17 protein-coding genes are annotated in these 14,342 nt (G+C 59.9%); 9 read left to right on the forward strand and 8 right to left on the reverse strand.

Features of this window, described 5'->3' with window-relative positions; translation table 11 throughout:
* The first annotated feature begins 54 nt into the window (after positions 1-54).
* Both ACJ8PL_RS24630 and fpr read left to right on the forward strand, forming a co-directional pair.
* Complete coding sequence (locus ACJ8PL_RS24630) at positions 55-666, forward strand: helix-turn-helix transcriptional regulator (protein WP_016929711.1); 612 nt, start codon at positions 55-57, stop codon at positions 664-666.
* 3 nt (positions 667-669) lie between these two features.
* The gene (fpr, locus tag ACJ8PL_RS24635) at positions 670-1,416 is read left to right on the forward strand and encodes a ferredoxin--NADP(+) reductase (protein WP_004931107.1); all 747 of its coding nucleotides are present in this window, start codon (positions 670-672) and stop codon (positions 1,414-1,416) included.
* Between the two features lie 11 nt (positions 1,417-1,427).
* On the opposite strand, the gene ACJ8PL_RS24640 is transcribed toward fpr, so the two are convergent.
* Positions 1,428-1,847: a DUF805 domain-containing protein gene (locus tag ACJ8PL_RS24640; RefSeq protein ID WP_442531444.1), complete on the reverse strand. Its 420-nt coding sequence runs from the start codon at positions 1,845-1,847 to the stop codon at positions 1,428-1,430.
* 199 nt (positions 1,848-2,046) lie between these two features.
* On the opposite strand from ACJ8PL_RS24640, the gene ACJ8PL_RS24645 reads away from it, so the two are divergent.
* Positions 2,047-2,631 (forward strand): DUF1454 family protein, encoded by a 585-nt coding sequence (locus ACJ8PL_RS24645; protein ID WP_016929709.1) that lies wholly within the window; start codon positions 2,047-2,049, stop codon positions 2,629-2,631.
* Between the two features lie 127 nt (positions 2,632-2,758).
* Complete coding sequence (tpiA, locus tag ACJ8PL_RS24650; RefSeq protein WP_004931113.1) at positions 2,759-3,526, forward strand: triose-phosphate isomerase; 768 nt, start codon at positions 2,759-2,761, stop codon at positions 3,524-3,526.
* A gap of 65 nt (positions 3,527-3,591) precedes the next feature.
* On the opposite strand, the gene ACJ8PL_RS24655 is transcribed toward tpiA, so the two are convergent.
* From ACJ8PL_RS24655 to cpxP, 4 genes are all read right to left on the reverse strand, one after another.
* Complete coding sequence (locus ACJ8PL_RS24655; RefSeq protein ID WP_028128085.1) at positions 3,592-4,581, reverse strand: sulfate ABC transporter substrate-binding protein; 990 nt, start codon at positions 4,579-4,581, stop codon at positions 3,592-3,594.
* Positions 4,582-4,767: 186 nt separating this feature from the next.
* Positions 4,768-5,730, reverse strand: a complete 963-nt coding sequence (gene pfkA / locus ACJ8PL_RS24660; protein ID WP_004931116.1) for a 6-phosphofructokinase — start codon at positions 5,728-5,730, stop codon at positions 4,768-4,770.
* Between the two features lie 230 nt (positions 5,731-5,960).
* Positions 5,961-6,863, reverse strand: coding sequence for a CDF family cation-efflux transporter FieF (fieF, locus tag ACJ8PL_RS24665; protein ID WP_033639141.1), 903 nt, complete (start codon positions 6,861-6,863; stop codon positions 5,961-5,963).
* Between the two features lie 132 nt (positions 6,864-6,995).
* A complete protein-coding gene (cpxP, locus tag ACJ8PL_RS24670; protein ID WP_016929705.1) occupies positions 6,996-7,475 on the reverse strand; it encodes a cell-envelope stress modulator CpxP in 480 nt (159 codons plus the stop codon).
* A 148-nt stretch (positions 7,476-7,623) separates the two neighbouring features.
* Between cpxP and cpxR the strand changes: the two genes are divergently transcribed.
* From cpxR to ACJ8PL_RS24695, 5 genes are all read left to right on the forward strand, one after another.
* Positions 7,624-8,322 carry an envelope stress response regulator transcription factor CpxR gene (gene cpxR / locus ACJ8PL_RS24675; protein ID WP_004931124.1) on the forward strand — a complete coding sequence of 233 codons (699 nt, stop codon included), beginning with the start codon at positions 7,624-7,626 and terminating at the stop codon, positions 8,320-8,322.
* Positions 8,319-9,713, forward strand: coding sequence for an envelope stress sensor histidine kinase CpxA (gene cpxA / locus ACJ8PL_RS24680; protein WP_015379421.1), 1,395 nt, complete (start codon positions 8,319-8,321; stop codon positions 9,711-9,713). The genes cpxR and cpxA overlap by 4 nt, the downstream gene beginning before the upstream one ends.
* Before the next feature lie 43 nt (positions 9,714-9,756).
* Positions 9,757-10,230, forward strand: a complete 474-nt coding sequence (gene trmL / locus ACJ8PL_RS24685; RefSeq protein WP_004931130.1) for a tRNA (uridine(34)/cytosine(34)/5-carboxymethylaminomethyluridine(34)-2'-O)-methyltransferase TrmL — start codon at positions 9,757-9,759, stop codon at positions 10,228-10,230.
* A 51-nt stretch (positions 10,231-10,281) separates the two neighbouring features.
* Complete coding sequence (locus ACJ8PL_RS24690) at positions 10,282-11,055, forward strand: CHAD domain-containing protein (RefSeq protein ID WP_274872093.1); 774 nt, start codon at positions 10,282-10,284, stop codon at positions 11,053-11,055.
* 104 nt (positions 11,056-11,159) lie between these two features.
* A complete protein-coding gene (locus ACJ8PL_RS24695) occupies positions 11,160-11,831 on the forward strand; it encodes a DUF3313 domain-containing protein (RefSeq protein ID WP_097101192.1) in 672 nt (223 codons plus the stop codon).
* Between the two features lie 61 nt (positions 11,832-11,892).
* On the opposite strand, the gene cysE is transcribed toward ACJ8PL_RS24695, so the two are convergent.
* The 3 genes from cysE to secB form a co-directional block, all read right to left on the reverse strand.
* Positions 11,893-12,714, reverse strand: coding sequence for a serine O-acetyltransferase (gene cysE, locus ACJ8PL_RS24700; RefSeq protein WP_004931135.1), 822 nt, complete (start codon positions 12,712-12,714; stop codon positions 11,893-11,895).
* Between the two features lie 106 nt (positions 12,715-12,820).
* Entirely contained in the window at positions 12,821-13,840 is a 1,020-nt protein-coding gene (gene gpsA, locus ACJ8PL_RS24705; protein WP_016929701.1) for an NAD(P)H-dependent glycerol-3-phosphate dehydrogenase, read from the reverse strand.
* Positions 13,840-14,310, reverse strand: coding sequence for a protein-export chaperone SecB (secB, locus tag ACJ8PL_RS24710; RefSeq protein WP_004931139.1), 471 nt, complete (start codon positions 14,308-14,310; stop codon positions 13,840-13,842). The genes gpsA and secB overlap by 1 nt, the downstream gene beginning before the upstream one ends.
* Positions 14,311-14,342 lie beyond the last annotated feature (32 nt).

Raw genomic sequence — 14,342 nt, forward strand, 5'->3', positions numbered from 1 at the left:
TCGATAATTATTTTCATCAACTTGAAATAAAATAACACCATAGGGATTTGGTTCATGAAAACACCTGAGCTGATTTTATTGCAGTTAAAGGCTCTCGGCCCGCACTCGGCCAAAATGCTGGCGGAGCGTCTGGACATCACGCCGATGGGCATCCGACAACATCTGCAATCCCTGGAAAAACGTGAGTTGGTTTGTTACGAAGAAGCGCGCAGCAAGGTCGGCCGCCCGACGCGCTACTGGTCGCTGACAGCGCGAGGGCACGCTTTTGCGGCCGCCGATCAGGAACGGCTGCGGGCATCCGCGCTGCGGCTGTTTGGCGGCGCCGGCGTGGAACCATTGCTGAGCGCGCGCGAAGAGCAGCTTTATCTGCGTTATGCCGAAGAGCTGTCCGCCGAGCGCAGCCACCAAGAGCGGTTAGCCCGATTGGTGCGTCTGCGACAACATGACGGTTACATGGCCGAATTGCTCGATCATCCGCACGGTGCGCTGTTGGTGGAAAACCACTGTCCGATCGGCGTGGCCGGTTCCAACTGCAGCAGCCTGTGCAATTCCGAGCTGCAGCTGTTTCACCGCCTGTTCGGCAACGACTACCGGATAGAGCGCACCACGCACGCCATTTCCGGCTCACGACATTGTGCTTATTTGATTCGACCACGGGAGCTTTAGAGTATGGCTGAATGGGTAAACGGCAAGGTTACGCAGGTAAAACAATGGACCGACGGGCTGTTCAGCCTGGTGGTCAATGCCCCCATCGATCCTTTCACCGCCGGGCAATTCGCCAAACTGGCGCTGGAGATCGACGGCGAACGAGTGCAACGCGCTTACTCCTACGTCAATGCCCCCGATGACGCCAACCTGGAGTTCTATCTGGTGACGGTGCCGGAAGGCAAACTGAGCCCGCGCCTCAATCAGCTGCGGCCAGGGTCGGATGTCATGGTGACCAAAGAAGCGGCCGGCTTCTTCGTGCTGGATGAGGTGCCCGACTGCGACACGCTGTGGATGCTGGCGACCGGCACCGCCATCGGCCCCTATTTATCGATTCTGCAGCAAGGCGTCGGCCTGGAACGCTTTAACAACCTGGTGCTGGTGCACGCCGCGCGTTTTGCGCGCGATCTGAGCTACCTGCCGCTGATGCAGCAATTGCAGCAACGCTACAACGGCAAGCTGCGCATCCAGACCGTCGTCAGCCGCGAAGAAACGCCCGGTTCACTGACCGGCCGCGTGCCGGCGCTGATCGAGGACGGCCGGCTGGAAGCGGCGATCGGCTTGACCATCGACGCCGAAACCAGCCACGTGATGCTGTGCGGCAACCCGCAGATGGTGCGGGACACCCAGCAAACGCTGAAAGACCATCGCCAGATGCGCAAACACCTGCGCCGCAAACCGGGCCACATCACCAGCGAACACTACTGGTAACCCAAAGGGGATCAGCGGAACTTCACCGGTTCGGCTTCCGGGCCGAACCGATTGTCTCCCGGCGTGCCGACGAAGGCGCCCAGATCGATCATCATCATCACGATAATCAGCGTCGGGATGAAACGCCCGACGCCCCATTGCCAGATCGGCGCCAGCATTTGCCAGTTGCCCGCCGCCAGCATCCACGCCAGGATCAGCAGCAGCGCCCACCAGCCAGCCTTGTTGCGATCGTGCAGACGTTTGACCAGCACCGCCGCCGTCGGCCACAGCAGCGTCACGATAAAGAAGGCGATGGATTGGATGGCGATCAATTGATAATTGGCCAGCGTAAACGCCGCCGCCATCAGCACCAGCCACAGCCCCATCCAGATCCAGAAGTCGCGCCGCCCGATGCGGCCCTTAAAAGAAAAACACCACTGTTGTAACGTCATCGATTCCTGCGCTCTAAGCCTGCCCATATTCTGCGCCGCAGTGTAACATAGGCGCTGCCGGGCCGAGTTTTCCGCCTTGCATAACGCGGTGCGCCGCACAGCTTTCTCGTCAGCGAACCGATAATGGCGCGGGATCTTTGACAAGGCCCGCGAGTTATCGCTTTAATCGGAGCCATCTTTGTCCTTGATGCCATACGCCATGCTGAGAAAAACCCTCGTCATTGCCTGTCTGTTGCAGGCCGCCGCCAGCGCCTGGGCCAATCCGCCGCCCGCCGATGCAACGCCCGCCGCACCTTACCTGCTGGCCGGCGCGCCGACGTTCGATCTGACGGTGGTCAAATTCCGCGAAAAATACAATCGCGACAACCCGAAGTTGCCGATTGGCGAATTCCGCGCCATTCCGGCCACCGAAGACGATTCGCCGCTGCTGACGCGCGCCGCCAGCAAACTCAACGAAAACCTGTATGCCTCCACCGCGCTGGAGAAAGGCACCGGCAAAATCAAAACGCTGCAGATCACTCACCTGCCGCTGCAACAGGCCAATGAAGAAAAAGCCGCGCGCGCCATCGCCATCAACTACATGGCGGCGCTGATGCGCCAGTTCGAACCGGCGTTGACGGTGGAGCAGAGCCAGAACAAGGTGAACAGCCTGCTGGAAAAAGGCAAAGGATCGCGCTTTTACCAACAGCAGGTCGGCGCCATTCGCTATGTCGTCTCGGACAACGGTGATAAAGGCGTAACCTTCGCGGTTGAACCGATTAAGCTGGCGCTTTCCGAGCCGTAACGGCGCGGCATTTAATGACGAAAAGCAAAGCCTTCGCGCTTAATGATCTCTATACTGTTGGGCAGGTAAACTGCCGGTCCGGCAGTTGTCATTTCGACTCTCGCGTTCCCTAGTTGGAGGAAAAAACATGCGTCATCCATTAGTTATGGGTAACTGGAAGCTTAACGGCAGCACTCACATGGTCAACGAACTGATCGCCGGTCTGCGCAATGAGCTGAGCAGCGTTGACGGCTGTGGCGTCGCCATCGCCCCGCCGGTGATGTATCTGGATCAGGCCAAGCACGCGCTGGCCGGCAGCCGCATCGCGCTGGGCGCGCAGAACGTGGACGTTAACCTGTCCGGCGCCTTCACCGGTGAAGTTTCCGCCAACATGCTGAAAGACGTCGGCGCCCAGTACATCATCATCGGCCACTCCGAGCGTCGCACCTACCACAAGGAAAGCGACGAAGTCATCGCCGAGAAATTCGCCGTGCTGAAAGAAGCCGGCCTGATCCCGGTGCTGTGCATCGGTGAAACCGAAGCGGAAAACGCCGCGGGCAAAACTGAAGAAGTGTGCGCGCGCCAGATCGACGCCGTGCTGAAAACGCTGGGCGCACCGGCGATGAAAGGCACCGTGATCGCCTATGAGCCGGTCTGGGCCATCGGGACCGGCAAATCCGCCACCCCTGCGCAGGCGCAGGCCGTGCACAAATTTATCCGCGATCACATCGCCAAGCACGATGCCGCGGTTGCCGCTGAAATCATCATCCAGTACGGCGGTTCGGTGAACGACAAGAACGCCGCAGAGCTGTTCTCCCAGCCGGACATCGATGGCGCGCTGGTTGGCGGCGCCTCGCTGAAAGCCGACGCTTTCGCCGTGATCGTCAAAGCCGCCGCAGCAGCGAAAAAAGCCTGATTGCCCTAGGCTTGCCATAAAAAAACCCCGGCTTGCCGGGGTTTTTTATTGCCACTTAAACGGCATCAACGTTTGCTGATTTCGTCGAATACGCCGCCGGTGGCGAAGTGCACCTTCTGCGCTTCGGTCCAGCCGCCGAAAGTGTCATCCACGGTGAACAACTTCAGCTGCGGGAACTGCCCGGCGAACTTGGCCGCCACCGCCGCATCGCGCGGGCGATAATAGTTCTGCGCCGCAATAGTCTGCCCTTCCGGTGAATACAGATACTTCAGGTAGGCGGTCGCCACCTCGCGGGTACCGCGTTTATCGACCACCTTATCCACCACCGACACCGTCGGTTCGGCCAGGATTGATTCGCTCGGCGTAATAATCTCGAACTTGTCTTTGCCCAGCTCTTTCTCCGCCAGCAGCGCTTCGTTTTCCCAGGCGATCAACACGTCGCCGATGCCGCGCTCAACGAAGGTGTTGGTCGAGCCGCGCGCGCCGGAATCCAGCACCTCAACGTTCTTGTACAGGTTTTTGACGAAGTCCTGCGCCTTGGCCTTATCGTTGTTATTGTGATGCAACGCGTAGCCCCAGGCGGCCAGGTAGTTCCAGCGGGCGCCGCCGGAAGTTTTCGGATTCGGAGTGATCACCGACACGCCCGGCTTGATTAAATCAGGCCAGTCATGAATCTGTTTCGGGTTGCCTTTGCGCACCAAGAAGACGATGGTCGAGGTGTAAGGCGCCGAGTTGTCCGGCAGGCGTTTGATCCAGTCTTTCTCGATGCGCCCGCGTTCGGCGATGGCGTCGACGTCATAGGCCAGCGCCAGCGTCACCACGTCAGCCTCGATGCCGTTGATCACCGAGGTCGCCTGTTTGCCGGAACCGCCGTGCGACTGGCGCACCGTCACCTTGTCGCCGGTTTCCGCCTGGTAGTGCTTGCTGAACGCCGTGTTGTAAGCCTGATAGAACTCACGCGTCGGATCGTATGACACGTTCAGCAACTGAATATCCTTCGCCATGGCGCCGGACGCCAACAGCACCAATGTCAGACCTACACCCCATTTACGCATCGACAGGCTCTCCCAGAAAATTAAGCGCAACCTCAATCGGTTGATTTAGCATCAGAGCCTGCCAGAAACTTTCCCGGCAACTAAAGAATAAAAAATTTTGGGATAGATGATTCTGGAATATGTCACCGGCGAGCATAAAAAAGCCCCCGGGAGCGGAGGCTTTTTTGTCGTGCGGTGAGCGGCGTATCAGTACAGCTTTTTCGCCGTTTCCAGCCAGTCGCCCTTGAACGGACGCTTCATGTTTTCGATCGCGTCGATGATGTCGTGGTGCACCATTTTTTCGTTCTGGATACCGACGCAGCGGCCGCCGTACCCCTGCAGCAACAGTTCGATGGCGTAGGCGCCCATGCGCGAGGCCAGGATGCGGTCATAGGCGACCGGCGAACCGCCGCGCTGAATGTGGCCCAGCACGGTGGCGCGGGTTTCACGCTTGGTTTCCTGCTCAATGTGGCGCGCCAGCTCATCGATGTCGCAGATGTGCTCGGTGATCGCCACGATGGCGTGTTTTTTGCCTTTGGCGATACCGGCCTTGATTTCGCACACCAGATCTTCGCGGTTGAATTCGATTTCAGGCAGTACGATGAACTCGCAGCCGCCGGCAATCGCCGCCGCCAGCGTCAGATCGCCGCAGTAACGGCCCATCACTTCCACGATAGAGATACGCTGGTGCGACGAGGAGGTATCGCGCAGGCGGTCGATCGCTTCCACCACGGTTTCCAGCGCGGTGAAGTAACCGATGGTGTAGTCGGTACCGGCGACATCGTTATCGATGGTGCCCGGCAGACCGATGCACGGGAAGCCTTCTTCCGTCAGGCGTTTGGCGCCCATGTAGGAACCGTCGCCACCGATCACCACCAGCGCGTCGATGCCGCGATTCTTCAGGTTTTCAATCGCCTTGGCGCGCACGTTTTCATCCCTGAATTCCGGGAAGCGGGCCGAGCCGAGGAAGGTGCCGCCGCGGTTGATCATGTCGGACACGCTATAACGGTCCAGCTGCTCCATGCGATCTTCGTACAAGCCAAGGTAGCCATCGTAAATACCAAAAACTTCCAGACCTTCTGAAAGCGCAGAACGCACAACGCCGCGGATTGCAGCGTTCATACCCGGCGAATCACCGCCGCTCGTCAGTACACCGATTTTCTTGATCATGACTACCTCTGAACTGTGTAGATGCAATTTCTTAAGAATTCTGTCTCCGCCGATCGTCTTGAAACCTCTCCGGCTGCAGAAAACCAGCTTTATGGCTTATTGCTGGATATTATATCAAAAACACCCAGCTGAATTGATTCAAGTCACGCAATATAACGGTTAAAACACCGCATGGCACGCTAGCTAACTCAGATATTCATGATAATACTTCGATCTGTGCCTCTATCTGATTATAGCTCCCAATGCCCCTGCCTACCCGGCGGCACCACGGAGCATGGATCCAGGTGAATGATGACGTCCGCCCCCGCAAAACGGTGCCGCAACGCCTGTTCCACCTGATCGGCCAACCGATGCGCCTCGCGCAGCGGCAGCGTGTCGTCCATCTCAAGATGCAGTTGGATAAAACGCGTCGGCCCTGACTGCCGCGTGCGCAGATCGTGCGCGCCTTTCACCCCGGGCCAGGAGGAAACCACGGCGATAATCGCCTGGCGCTCGTCATCCGGCAACGCCCGATCCAACAGCGACTGCACCGCTTCGTAGCCCATGCGCAGCGCGCTATACAGGATGTAAACGCCGATGCCCAGCGCAAACAGCGCATCCGCCCGCTGGAAGCCGTACCAGCTTAGCCCAAGAGCGATAAGAATAGCACCATTCATCATGACATCTGACTGATAATGCAGCATATCTGCGCGCACGGCCTGGCTGCGCGTTTTTCTGACCACCCAGCGTTGATAGGTGACCAGCATCAGGGTGCTGACTAACGCGATCACCGTCACGACGACCCCAACGCCGGGATCGCGCAGCGTTTGCGGCGCATACAGATGCTGGAAGCCGGTGAGAAACAGAAACAGGGCGGAACCGGAAATAAACATGCTTTGCGCCAGCGCCGCCAGCGACTCCGCTTTGCCGTGGCCGAAGGTGTGCTCGGCATCGGCCGGCTGCAGCGAATAGCGCACCACCAGAAGGTTGGTCAGCGATGCCGCGATATCGACCAGCGAATCCACCAGCGCCGCCAGCAGACTGACAGAACCGGTGTGGTACCAGGCGACGATTTTGATCAACAACAGCGACGACGCCAGCGCGGTAGCGGCCAACGCAGCGGACTTTACCAGGCGTGCATAGCGCTGTTCCATTGAGGGATCCCGGTCAAAAGGTATGGCGCTCAATATAGCGAAATGTCGGATAAAAAAAACCCCGCCATCATGGCGGGGAAGACAGGGATGGTGTCTATGGCAAGGAAAAACAGGGGACTACTCAGTCGTACTTCACTTCTGGGCAGAAGCTTGCTGCAAACCAGAAATTTGCTGCTCCATCTGCTGCATGCGCTGCTGATGTTTCTGGTCTAAAACACTTTTTTGCTCTGGCGTCAGCAGGTTATACATTTGGTTGCGCACCCGGGCCATTTCGACCTGGCGCTTGACCTGCTGTTGGGCCATCTTTTCCGCCTGGGCATACACGGCGGCTTCGTCAAATTTCTCTGCGGTCACCAGTTTATGCATGGCTTCCATTTCAGCTACATTGACACCAGGCAGATCGTGCCGGGCCTGGCGCATCAAATCGCGCATTTGCTGGCGCTGCTGTTCGCTGAGGCTGACACCGTCGAACATATGGTGCTGGCCGGGTACTCGGGTCATCGCGTCGTTGCCGGGAGGTTGAGCTGTGTCCGGTATAGTGTCGGCAGCGAAGGCAGCGGTCGAACCAATTGCCAGCAGTGATGCCATAACTAATGCGGTCACCTTACGCATTTCAACTCCTCAAGCTTTCTCACTTTGCGAATCAACGAGGAGCAGTGTACCGCCACACCTGAAAACCTGCGTCAGTGCATGTAAAACTACGTAAAGTCATGGAATGGCAACAGTTGATGACGTATTTTGCGTCTGGAGGTAAATCATAATGAACAAGATTCTGTTAGTTGACGACGACCGCGAGTTGACCTCGCTGTTAAAAGAACTGCTTGAAATGGAAGGTTTTAATATCGTCGTCGCGCACGATGGCGAGCAGGCGTTGTCGCTGCTGGACAGCTCCGTCGATCTGCTGCTGCTCGACATCATGATGCCGAAGAAAAACGGCATCGATACGTTGAAAGAACTGCGCCAACATCACCAAACGCCGGTCATCATGCTGACCGCGCGCGGCAGCGAACTGGACCGCGTGTTGGGCCTGGAGCTGGGCGCCGATGATTACCTGCCGAAACCCTTCAACGATCGCGAACTGGTCGCGCGCATTCGCGCCATTCTGCGCCGTTCCAACTGGAGCGAACAGCAGCAGCAGGTCGACAGCGGCGCCCCGACGCTGGATGTCGATGGCCTGCAGCTGAACCCCGGCCGCCAGGAGGCCAGCTTCGACGGCCAGGTGCTGGATCTGACCGGCACCGAGTTCACCCTCCTTTACCTGCTGGCGCAGCACCTCGGCCAGGTGGTGTCACGCGAACTGCTGAGCCAGGAAGTGCTGGGCAAACGCCTGACCCCGTTCGATCGCGCCATCGACATGCATATCTCCAACCTGCGGCGTAAGCTGCCGGATCGCAAAGACGGGCATCCGTGGTTCAAAACCCTGCGCGGGCGTGGTTATTTGATGGTATCTGCAACATGATCAACAGTTTGACGGCACGCATCTTCGCCATTTTCTGGTTCACGTTAGCCTTGGTGCTAATGCTGGTGCTGATGGTGCCCAAGCTCGACTCCCGCCAGATGACCTCATTGCTCGACAGCGAGCAGCGGCAGGGGTTGATGCTGGAACAGCACGTCGAGGCCGAGTTGCAAAACGATCCGGCCAACGATCTGATGTGGTGGCGCCGCCTGTTCCGCGCCATCGACAAATGGGCGCCGCCGGGCCAGCGCCTGCTGCTGGTCACCAGCGAAGGCCGGGTGATCGGCGCGCAGCGCAACGAAATGCAGATCGTCCGCAACTTCATCGGCCAATCCGACAACTCGGATCATCCCAAGAAGAAAAAGTATGGCCGCGTCGAGCTGGTCGGGCCGTTCGCGGTGCGCGACGGCGAAGACAACTACCAGCTGTACCTGATCCGTCCCGCCAACAGCCCGCAATCCGATTTCATCAACCTGATGTTCGACCGGCCGCTGCTGCTGCTGATCGTCACCATGCTGATCAGCGCCCCGCTGCTGCTGTGGCTGGCCTGGAGTCTGGCGAAACCGGCTCGCAAGCTGAAGAACGCCGCCGATGACGTGGCGCGCGGCAACCTGAAGCAGCATCCGGAACTGGAGGCCGGCCCGCAGGAGTTTCTGGCCACCGGCGCCAGCTTCAACCAGATGGTCAGCGCGCTGGAACGCATGATGAACGCCCAGCAACGGTTGATCTCGGACATCTCGCACGAGCTGCGCACGCCGCTGACTCGCCTGCAGCTGGCCACCGCGCTGATGCGCCGCCGCCACGGCGAAGGCCACGAGCTGGCGCGCATCGAAACCGAAGCGCAACGGCTGGATTCGATGATCAACGATCTGCTGGCGCTGTCGCGCGGGCAGCAGAAGGGCGAGCTGGCGCGCGAGCAGTTGAAGGCCAACGAACTGTGGGCCGACGTGCTGGATAACGCCCGTTTCGAAGCCGAACAGATGGGCAAGCAGTTGGAGATCGCTGCGCCGCCCGGCCCGTGGACGCTGTTCGGCAACGCGAGCGCGCTGGACAGCGCGTTGGAAAACATCGTGCGCAACGCCCTGCGGTATTCACACACCCGCATTGCCGTGGCGTTCAGCGCCGACAATCAGGGCGTGACCATCCAGGTTGACGACGACGGCCCCGGCGTCAGCGCCGAAGATCGCGAGCAGATCTTCCGTCCGTTCTACCGCACCGATGAGGCGCGCGACCGTGAGTCCGGCGGCACCGGCCTTGGCCTGGCTATCGTCGAGGCGGCGGTCAATCAGCATCGCGGCTGGGTGAAGGCCGAAGACAGCCCGCTTGGCGGTCTGCGGCTGGTGCTGTGGCTGCCGCTGCATCATCAACGCCTATCGTCTAAGACAGAACAGTAAGAGTTTGCTATCCTGCGCCCCTCGTTCACGAGGGGCCTGCAACATGCTGAACATCGTTTTATTTGAACCCGAAATTCCACCCAATACCGGCAATATCATCCGCCTGTGCGCCAATACCGGCTTTAATCTGCACCTGATCGAACCGCTGGGTTTCCCGTGGGACGACAAGCGCCTGCGCCGCGCCGGGCTGGACTATCATGAGTTCACCCGCGTTAGCCGTCATGCCGATTACGCCGCCTTTCTCGCCGCCGAAAACCCGCAGCGGCTGTTTGCCCTCACCACCAAGGGCACGCCGGCGCACAGCGCCGTCAGCTACCAGGCCGGCGACTACCTGCTGTTCGGCCCGGAAACGCGCGGGTTGCCTGCCGACATCCTCGATGCGCTGCCTGCGCAGCAAAAAATCCGCATCCCGATGCAGGCGCAAAGCCGCAGCATGAACCTGTCGAATGCCGTATCGGTAGTGGTGTATGAAGCCTGGCGGCAGCTGGACTATGCCGGTGCGCTGATCAAGGCGTAATTCGCGACGTCGCGCCATACTGGAAAGGTTAACCCCTTCCAGGCACGGCACATGGCTTTCGTCGCAGAGATTGTCACCCAGTTTCGCCGGCTCGAACCGGCGCTGAACGAGGCGCTGTTGCGGCTGCAACAGGCGCAAGACAGCGAAGCGCTGCACGACTTGCGCGTCTGCCTGCGCCGCATTCGCAGCCTGCTGCGTCCGTTGCGCGGCTGCCCCGGCGCAACCCGGCTCGATCGGGACGCCGCCGAATTAGGCAAGCTCACGACGCCGCTGCGCGATCTCGAGGTGCTGATCGCCGAGCTGGCGCGTCATCGCCTCGACTGGCAGGCCAACGCGCGCCAGAGCGAACTTCGGGCCCGCTGCCGTCAACTGCTCGCTCATCCGCAGCTCATTGGCTTTCCCTCGCTTTTGCACGCCTGGCCGCGCCGCTTTCGCCGCACCGCGCGGCGCGGCGCCAAACACCGCCTGAATAGACGCCTGCAGCGCCAGCAGCGGCAATTGCGCCGGGCATTGGCCGATACCGGCTACGATCGCCATCGCCTGCGGCTGCTGATAAAACGCCTGCGTTACGCGGCTGAAGCCTATCCGCAGCGCCTTCCCCTCTCTCCCGCCGCGATGGCGAGCCTGAAAGCGGCACAAAACGCCCTCGGTGACTGGCACGATCGGGAGATCTGGTGCCTGCAGGCAGAACATCAGGCGGATCTCTGGCCCTTGTTGCCCCGGTGGCAAGCTGAGCAACGCCAGGCGCTGGTCAGAGCGGACGCCTTGCTCGCCGCCTTATCACCGGCACTGGCGGCGAAAACCGGCGGCGCATCACGATCCTGAAAAAAGGCCGCAGCAGGGCACGCCCGGCCCCGAAAATGCCCGATGAGGCGCAGATAATGCGCTATGTTTTGTAAGGGTAATCACCACTCATCATAGGAAACCACATGAAAAAACAACGCTTGAGCGTTGCCATGGCCGTTCTGGCAGCGGGCCTGTTGCTGGCGGGCTGTTCGTCCAAAGTCACCCAAACGTCGCAATATTCGGGCTTCTTGTCCGATTACAGCAAACTGCAGGAAACCACCTCACCAAGCGGTCATAAAACGCTGCGCTGGGTAGATCCAAGCTACAAGGAATCCAACTATCGCGGCATCTATTTCCAACCGGTAGTCTATTTCCCGGCGGAGAAACCCACGGCGCGCGTCAGCCAGGACACGCTGAACAAGATTAAGGCCTACGCGACCCAGCGAATCAAAACCGCGCTGCAGAACCGCTTTACCATTCTGCCAAGCCCTACGGGCTCGCGCGTTCTGGTGGCCAAACTCGCCATCACCGCCGTTTCGGCCGAAAACGAAGACATGAAGTTCTATGAGGTGGTGCCGGTCGCGGCGGTGGTTGCCAGCACTATGGCGGCTACCGGGCACCGGACGCAAAATACCGCGCTGTATATCGAAGGCGAGTTGATCGACCAGGATACCGGTAAAACGGTGCTGGAAGTGGTACGCAAGGCCTACGGTAAAACCGTCAACAACGACAGCACGCCGGTCACGGCGGATGACGTCAAGGCGGCGATCGACGACATCGTTACCGATATCACCAACTTCCCTAAGCAGGGCTGACCGCCGCCTGAAAAACACAGGGGGAGCCGAAGCTCCCCCTGAATGGATACGCAAACGGCGTTCAAATGCCGTCGCCGTACTCGAAGCCGTGATTGGTGCCGTTGAAGTATTGGTCCATATCCATCGACGGCGTATCGCTCTCCGGCCGCCCGACGATGCGCGCCGGCACGCCGGCGGCGGTGGTGTGCGGCGGTATCGCCTGCAAGACCACCGAGCCCGCGCCGATCTTCGCGCCCTTGCCCACTTCGATATTGCCGAGAATTTTGGCGCCTGCGCCAATCATCACCCCTTCACGGATTTTCGGATGACGGTCGCCGCTGGTTTTACCGGTACCGCCCAGGGTGACCGACTGCAGGATAGAGACGTTGTTCTCCACCACCGCCGTTTCACCGATCACGATGCCGGTGGCGTGGTCGAGCATGATGCCGCAACCGATGGTCGCCGCCGGGTGGATGTCCACGCCGAAGGCGACGGAAATTTGATTTTGCAGGTAGATCGCCAGCGCCTGCCGCCCTTGCTGCCACAGCCAGTGACCGATGCGGTAAGCCTGCAGCGCATGGAACCCCTTCAGGTAAAGCAGCGGCGTGGAGTATTTATCGACCGCCGGGTCGCGCAGGCGCACCGCGAGGATATCGCGCGCCGCCGAAACGATCATCTGGTTGTCAGACTTGTAGGCCTCTTCCACCACCTCGCGCACCGCGATGGCGGGCATGATCGGCGTGGCCAGCTTGTTGGCCAGCATATAGCTGAGCGCGCTGCCCAGATTCTCGTGCTTGAGCAACGTCGCATGGAAAAAGCTGGCCAGCATCGGTTCACAATCAGCCAGTGCTCGCGCTTCTGATTTAATGCTGTTCCAGACCTGTTCCAACTCTTCTGACGACATCACATACCCCTTTACCTTGCCAAACGGGCCGCTTCACACGGTAGCGCGAAGCGGCCCAGGTCATTTGCGGGGTCAGCATTCAGCTGCCCCGACATATCGTTTTATGTCACGCGCTGGGTTTTTCGTCCTTTCGGGCTCGCCCCAGCAGGCTCAGCGCCGCTTCGCGGGCGTCCTTGTGGCAGTAAAGCACCTGATAAATCTGTTCGGTGATCGGCATTTCCACACCGTGCCGCTGCGCCAACGCCAACACCTCTTTGGTATTGCGATAGCCCTCGACCACCTGACCGATACTGTCCTGCGCTTCCTGCACGCCTTTACCCTGCCCCAGCATAATGCCGAAGCGACGGTTGCGCGACTGGTTGTCCGTGCAGGTTAGCACCAGATCCCCCAGCCCCGCCATGCCCATGAACGTCGAGGGATCGGCGCCCAGCGCAGAACCCAGACGGCTCATTTCCGCCAGCCCGCGTGTAATCAACGCGGTACGGGCGTTGGCGCCGAAACCGATGCCGTCGGACATGCCGGCGCCGATGGCGATCACGTTCTTCACCGCGCCGCCAAGCTGCACGCCGATGAAGTCGGGATTGCTGTAGACGCGGAAGCTCTTGCCGCAGTGCAGCAGCTGTTGCAGATCGTCGGCGAACTGCGCATCGGTCGCCGCCAGCGCGATCGCCGTCGGCAGGCCGGCGGCCAGCTCTTTGGCGAACGTCGGCCCGGAGAGCACCGCCAGCGGGATCGTCTCGCCCAACGCCTCACGCGCCACGTCCTGCAGCAACCGACCGGTTTCCGCTTCCAATCCCTTGGTGGCCCACACGATGCGGGCGTCCGGGCGCAGATGCGGCTTCAGCTGGCGCAGCACGTCGCCGAACACGTGGCTCGGCACCACCACCAGCACGTCGCGGCTGGCGGCCAGCGCACGTGCCAAATCGGCTTCAAGCAGCAGGGTATCGGGGAAGGGAACGTCGGGCAGAAACGCCTGATTGCAGCGATCGTGCTGCAACGTTTGAATTTGCGCGGGGTTGTGCCCCCACAGCACCACGGAATGGCCGTTACGCGCCAGCGTAATGGCCAATGCGGTGCCGTACGAGCCGGCACCGATAACAGTCATTGAAGCATTGACGGTGTTCATCAGGCATCCTGATGTGGTGCGGCACCTTCGCCTTCCGCCTGCTGCTGCAGATAGTTCATGAACAGCGCGTCAAAGTTGACCGGTGCCAGGTTCAGCTGCGGGAAGGTGCCGCGGGAAACCAGGCTGGTGATGCACTCGCGCGCATACGGGAACAGGATGTTCGGGCAGTATGCACCCAGGCAATGCGCCAGCTGCGTGCCTTCGATGCCTGCTACCGAGAAGATGCCCGCCTGTTGCACTTCGCACAGGAACGCCGTCTCTTCGCCCAGGGTCGCCGTCACGGTTACGCGCAGTACCACTTCATACACTTCGTCAGCCAGCTGGCTGGACGCGGTATCCAGATCAAGTTTAACTTCCGGCTGCCATTCCTGCTGGAAAACCTGCGGCGCGTTCGGCGCTTCGAAGGAGATATCCTTGGTATAGATACGTTGGATCTGGAAAGCCATTTCGGTGCTGTTTTGTTCTGACATGTGAGTAATACCCTTGGTTAAACGTCCTTATT

This window comes from Serratia sp. CY83965 (assembly GCF_052166375.1).
GTDB lineage: Bacteria > Pseudomonadota > Gammaproteobacteria > Enterobacterales > Enterobacteriaceae > Serratia > Serratia marcescens.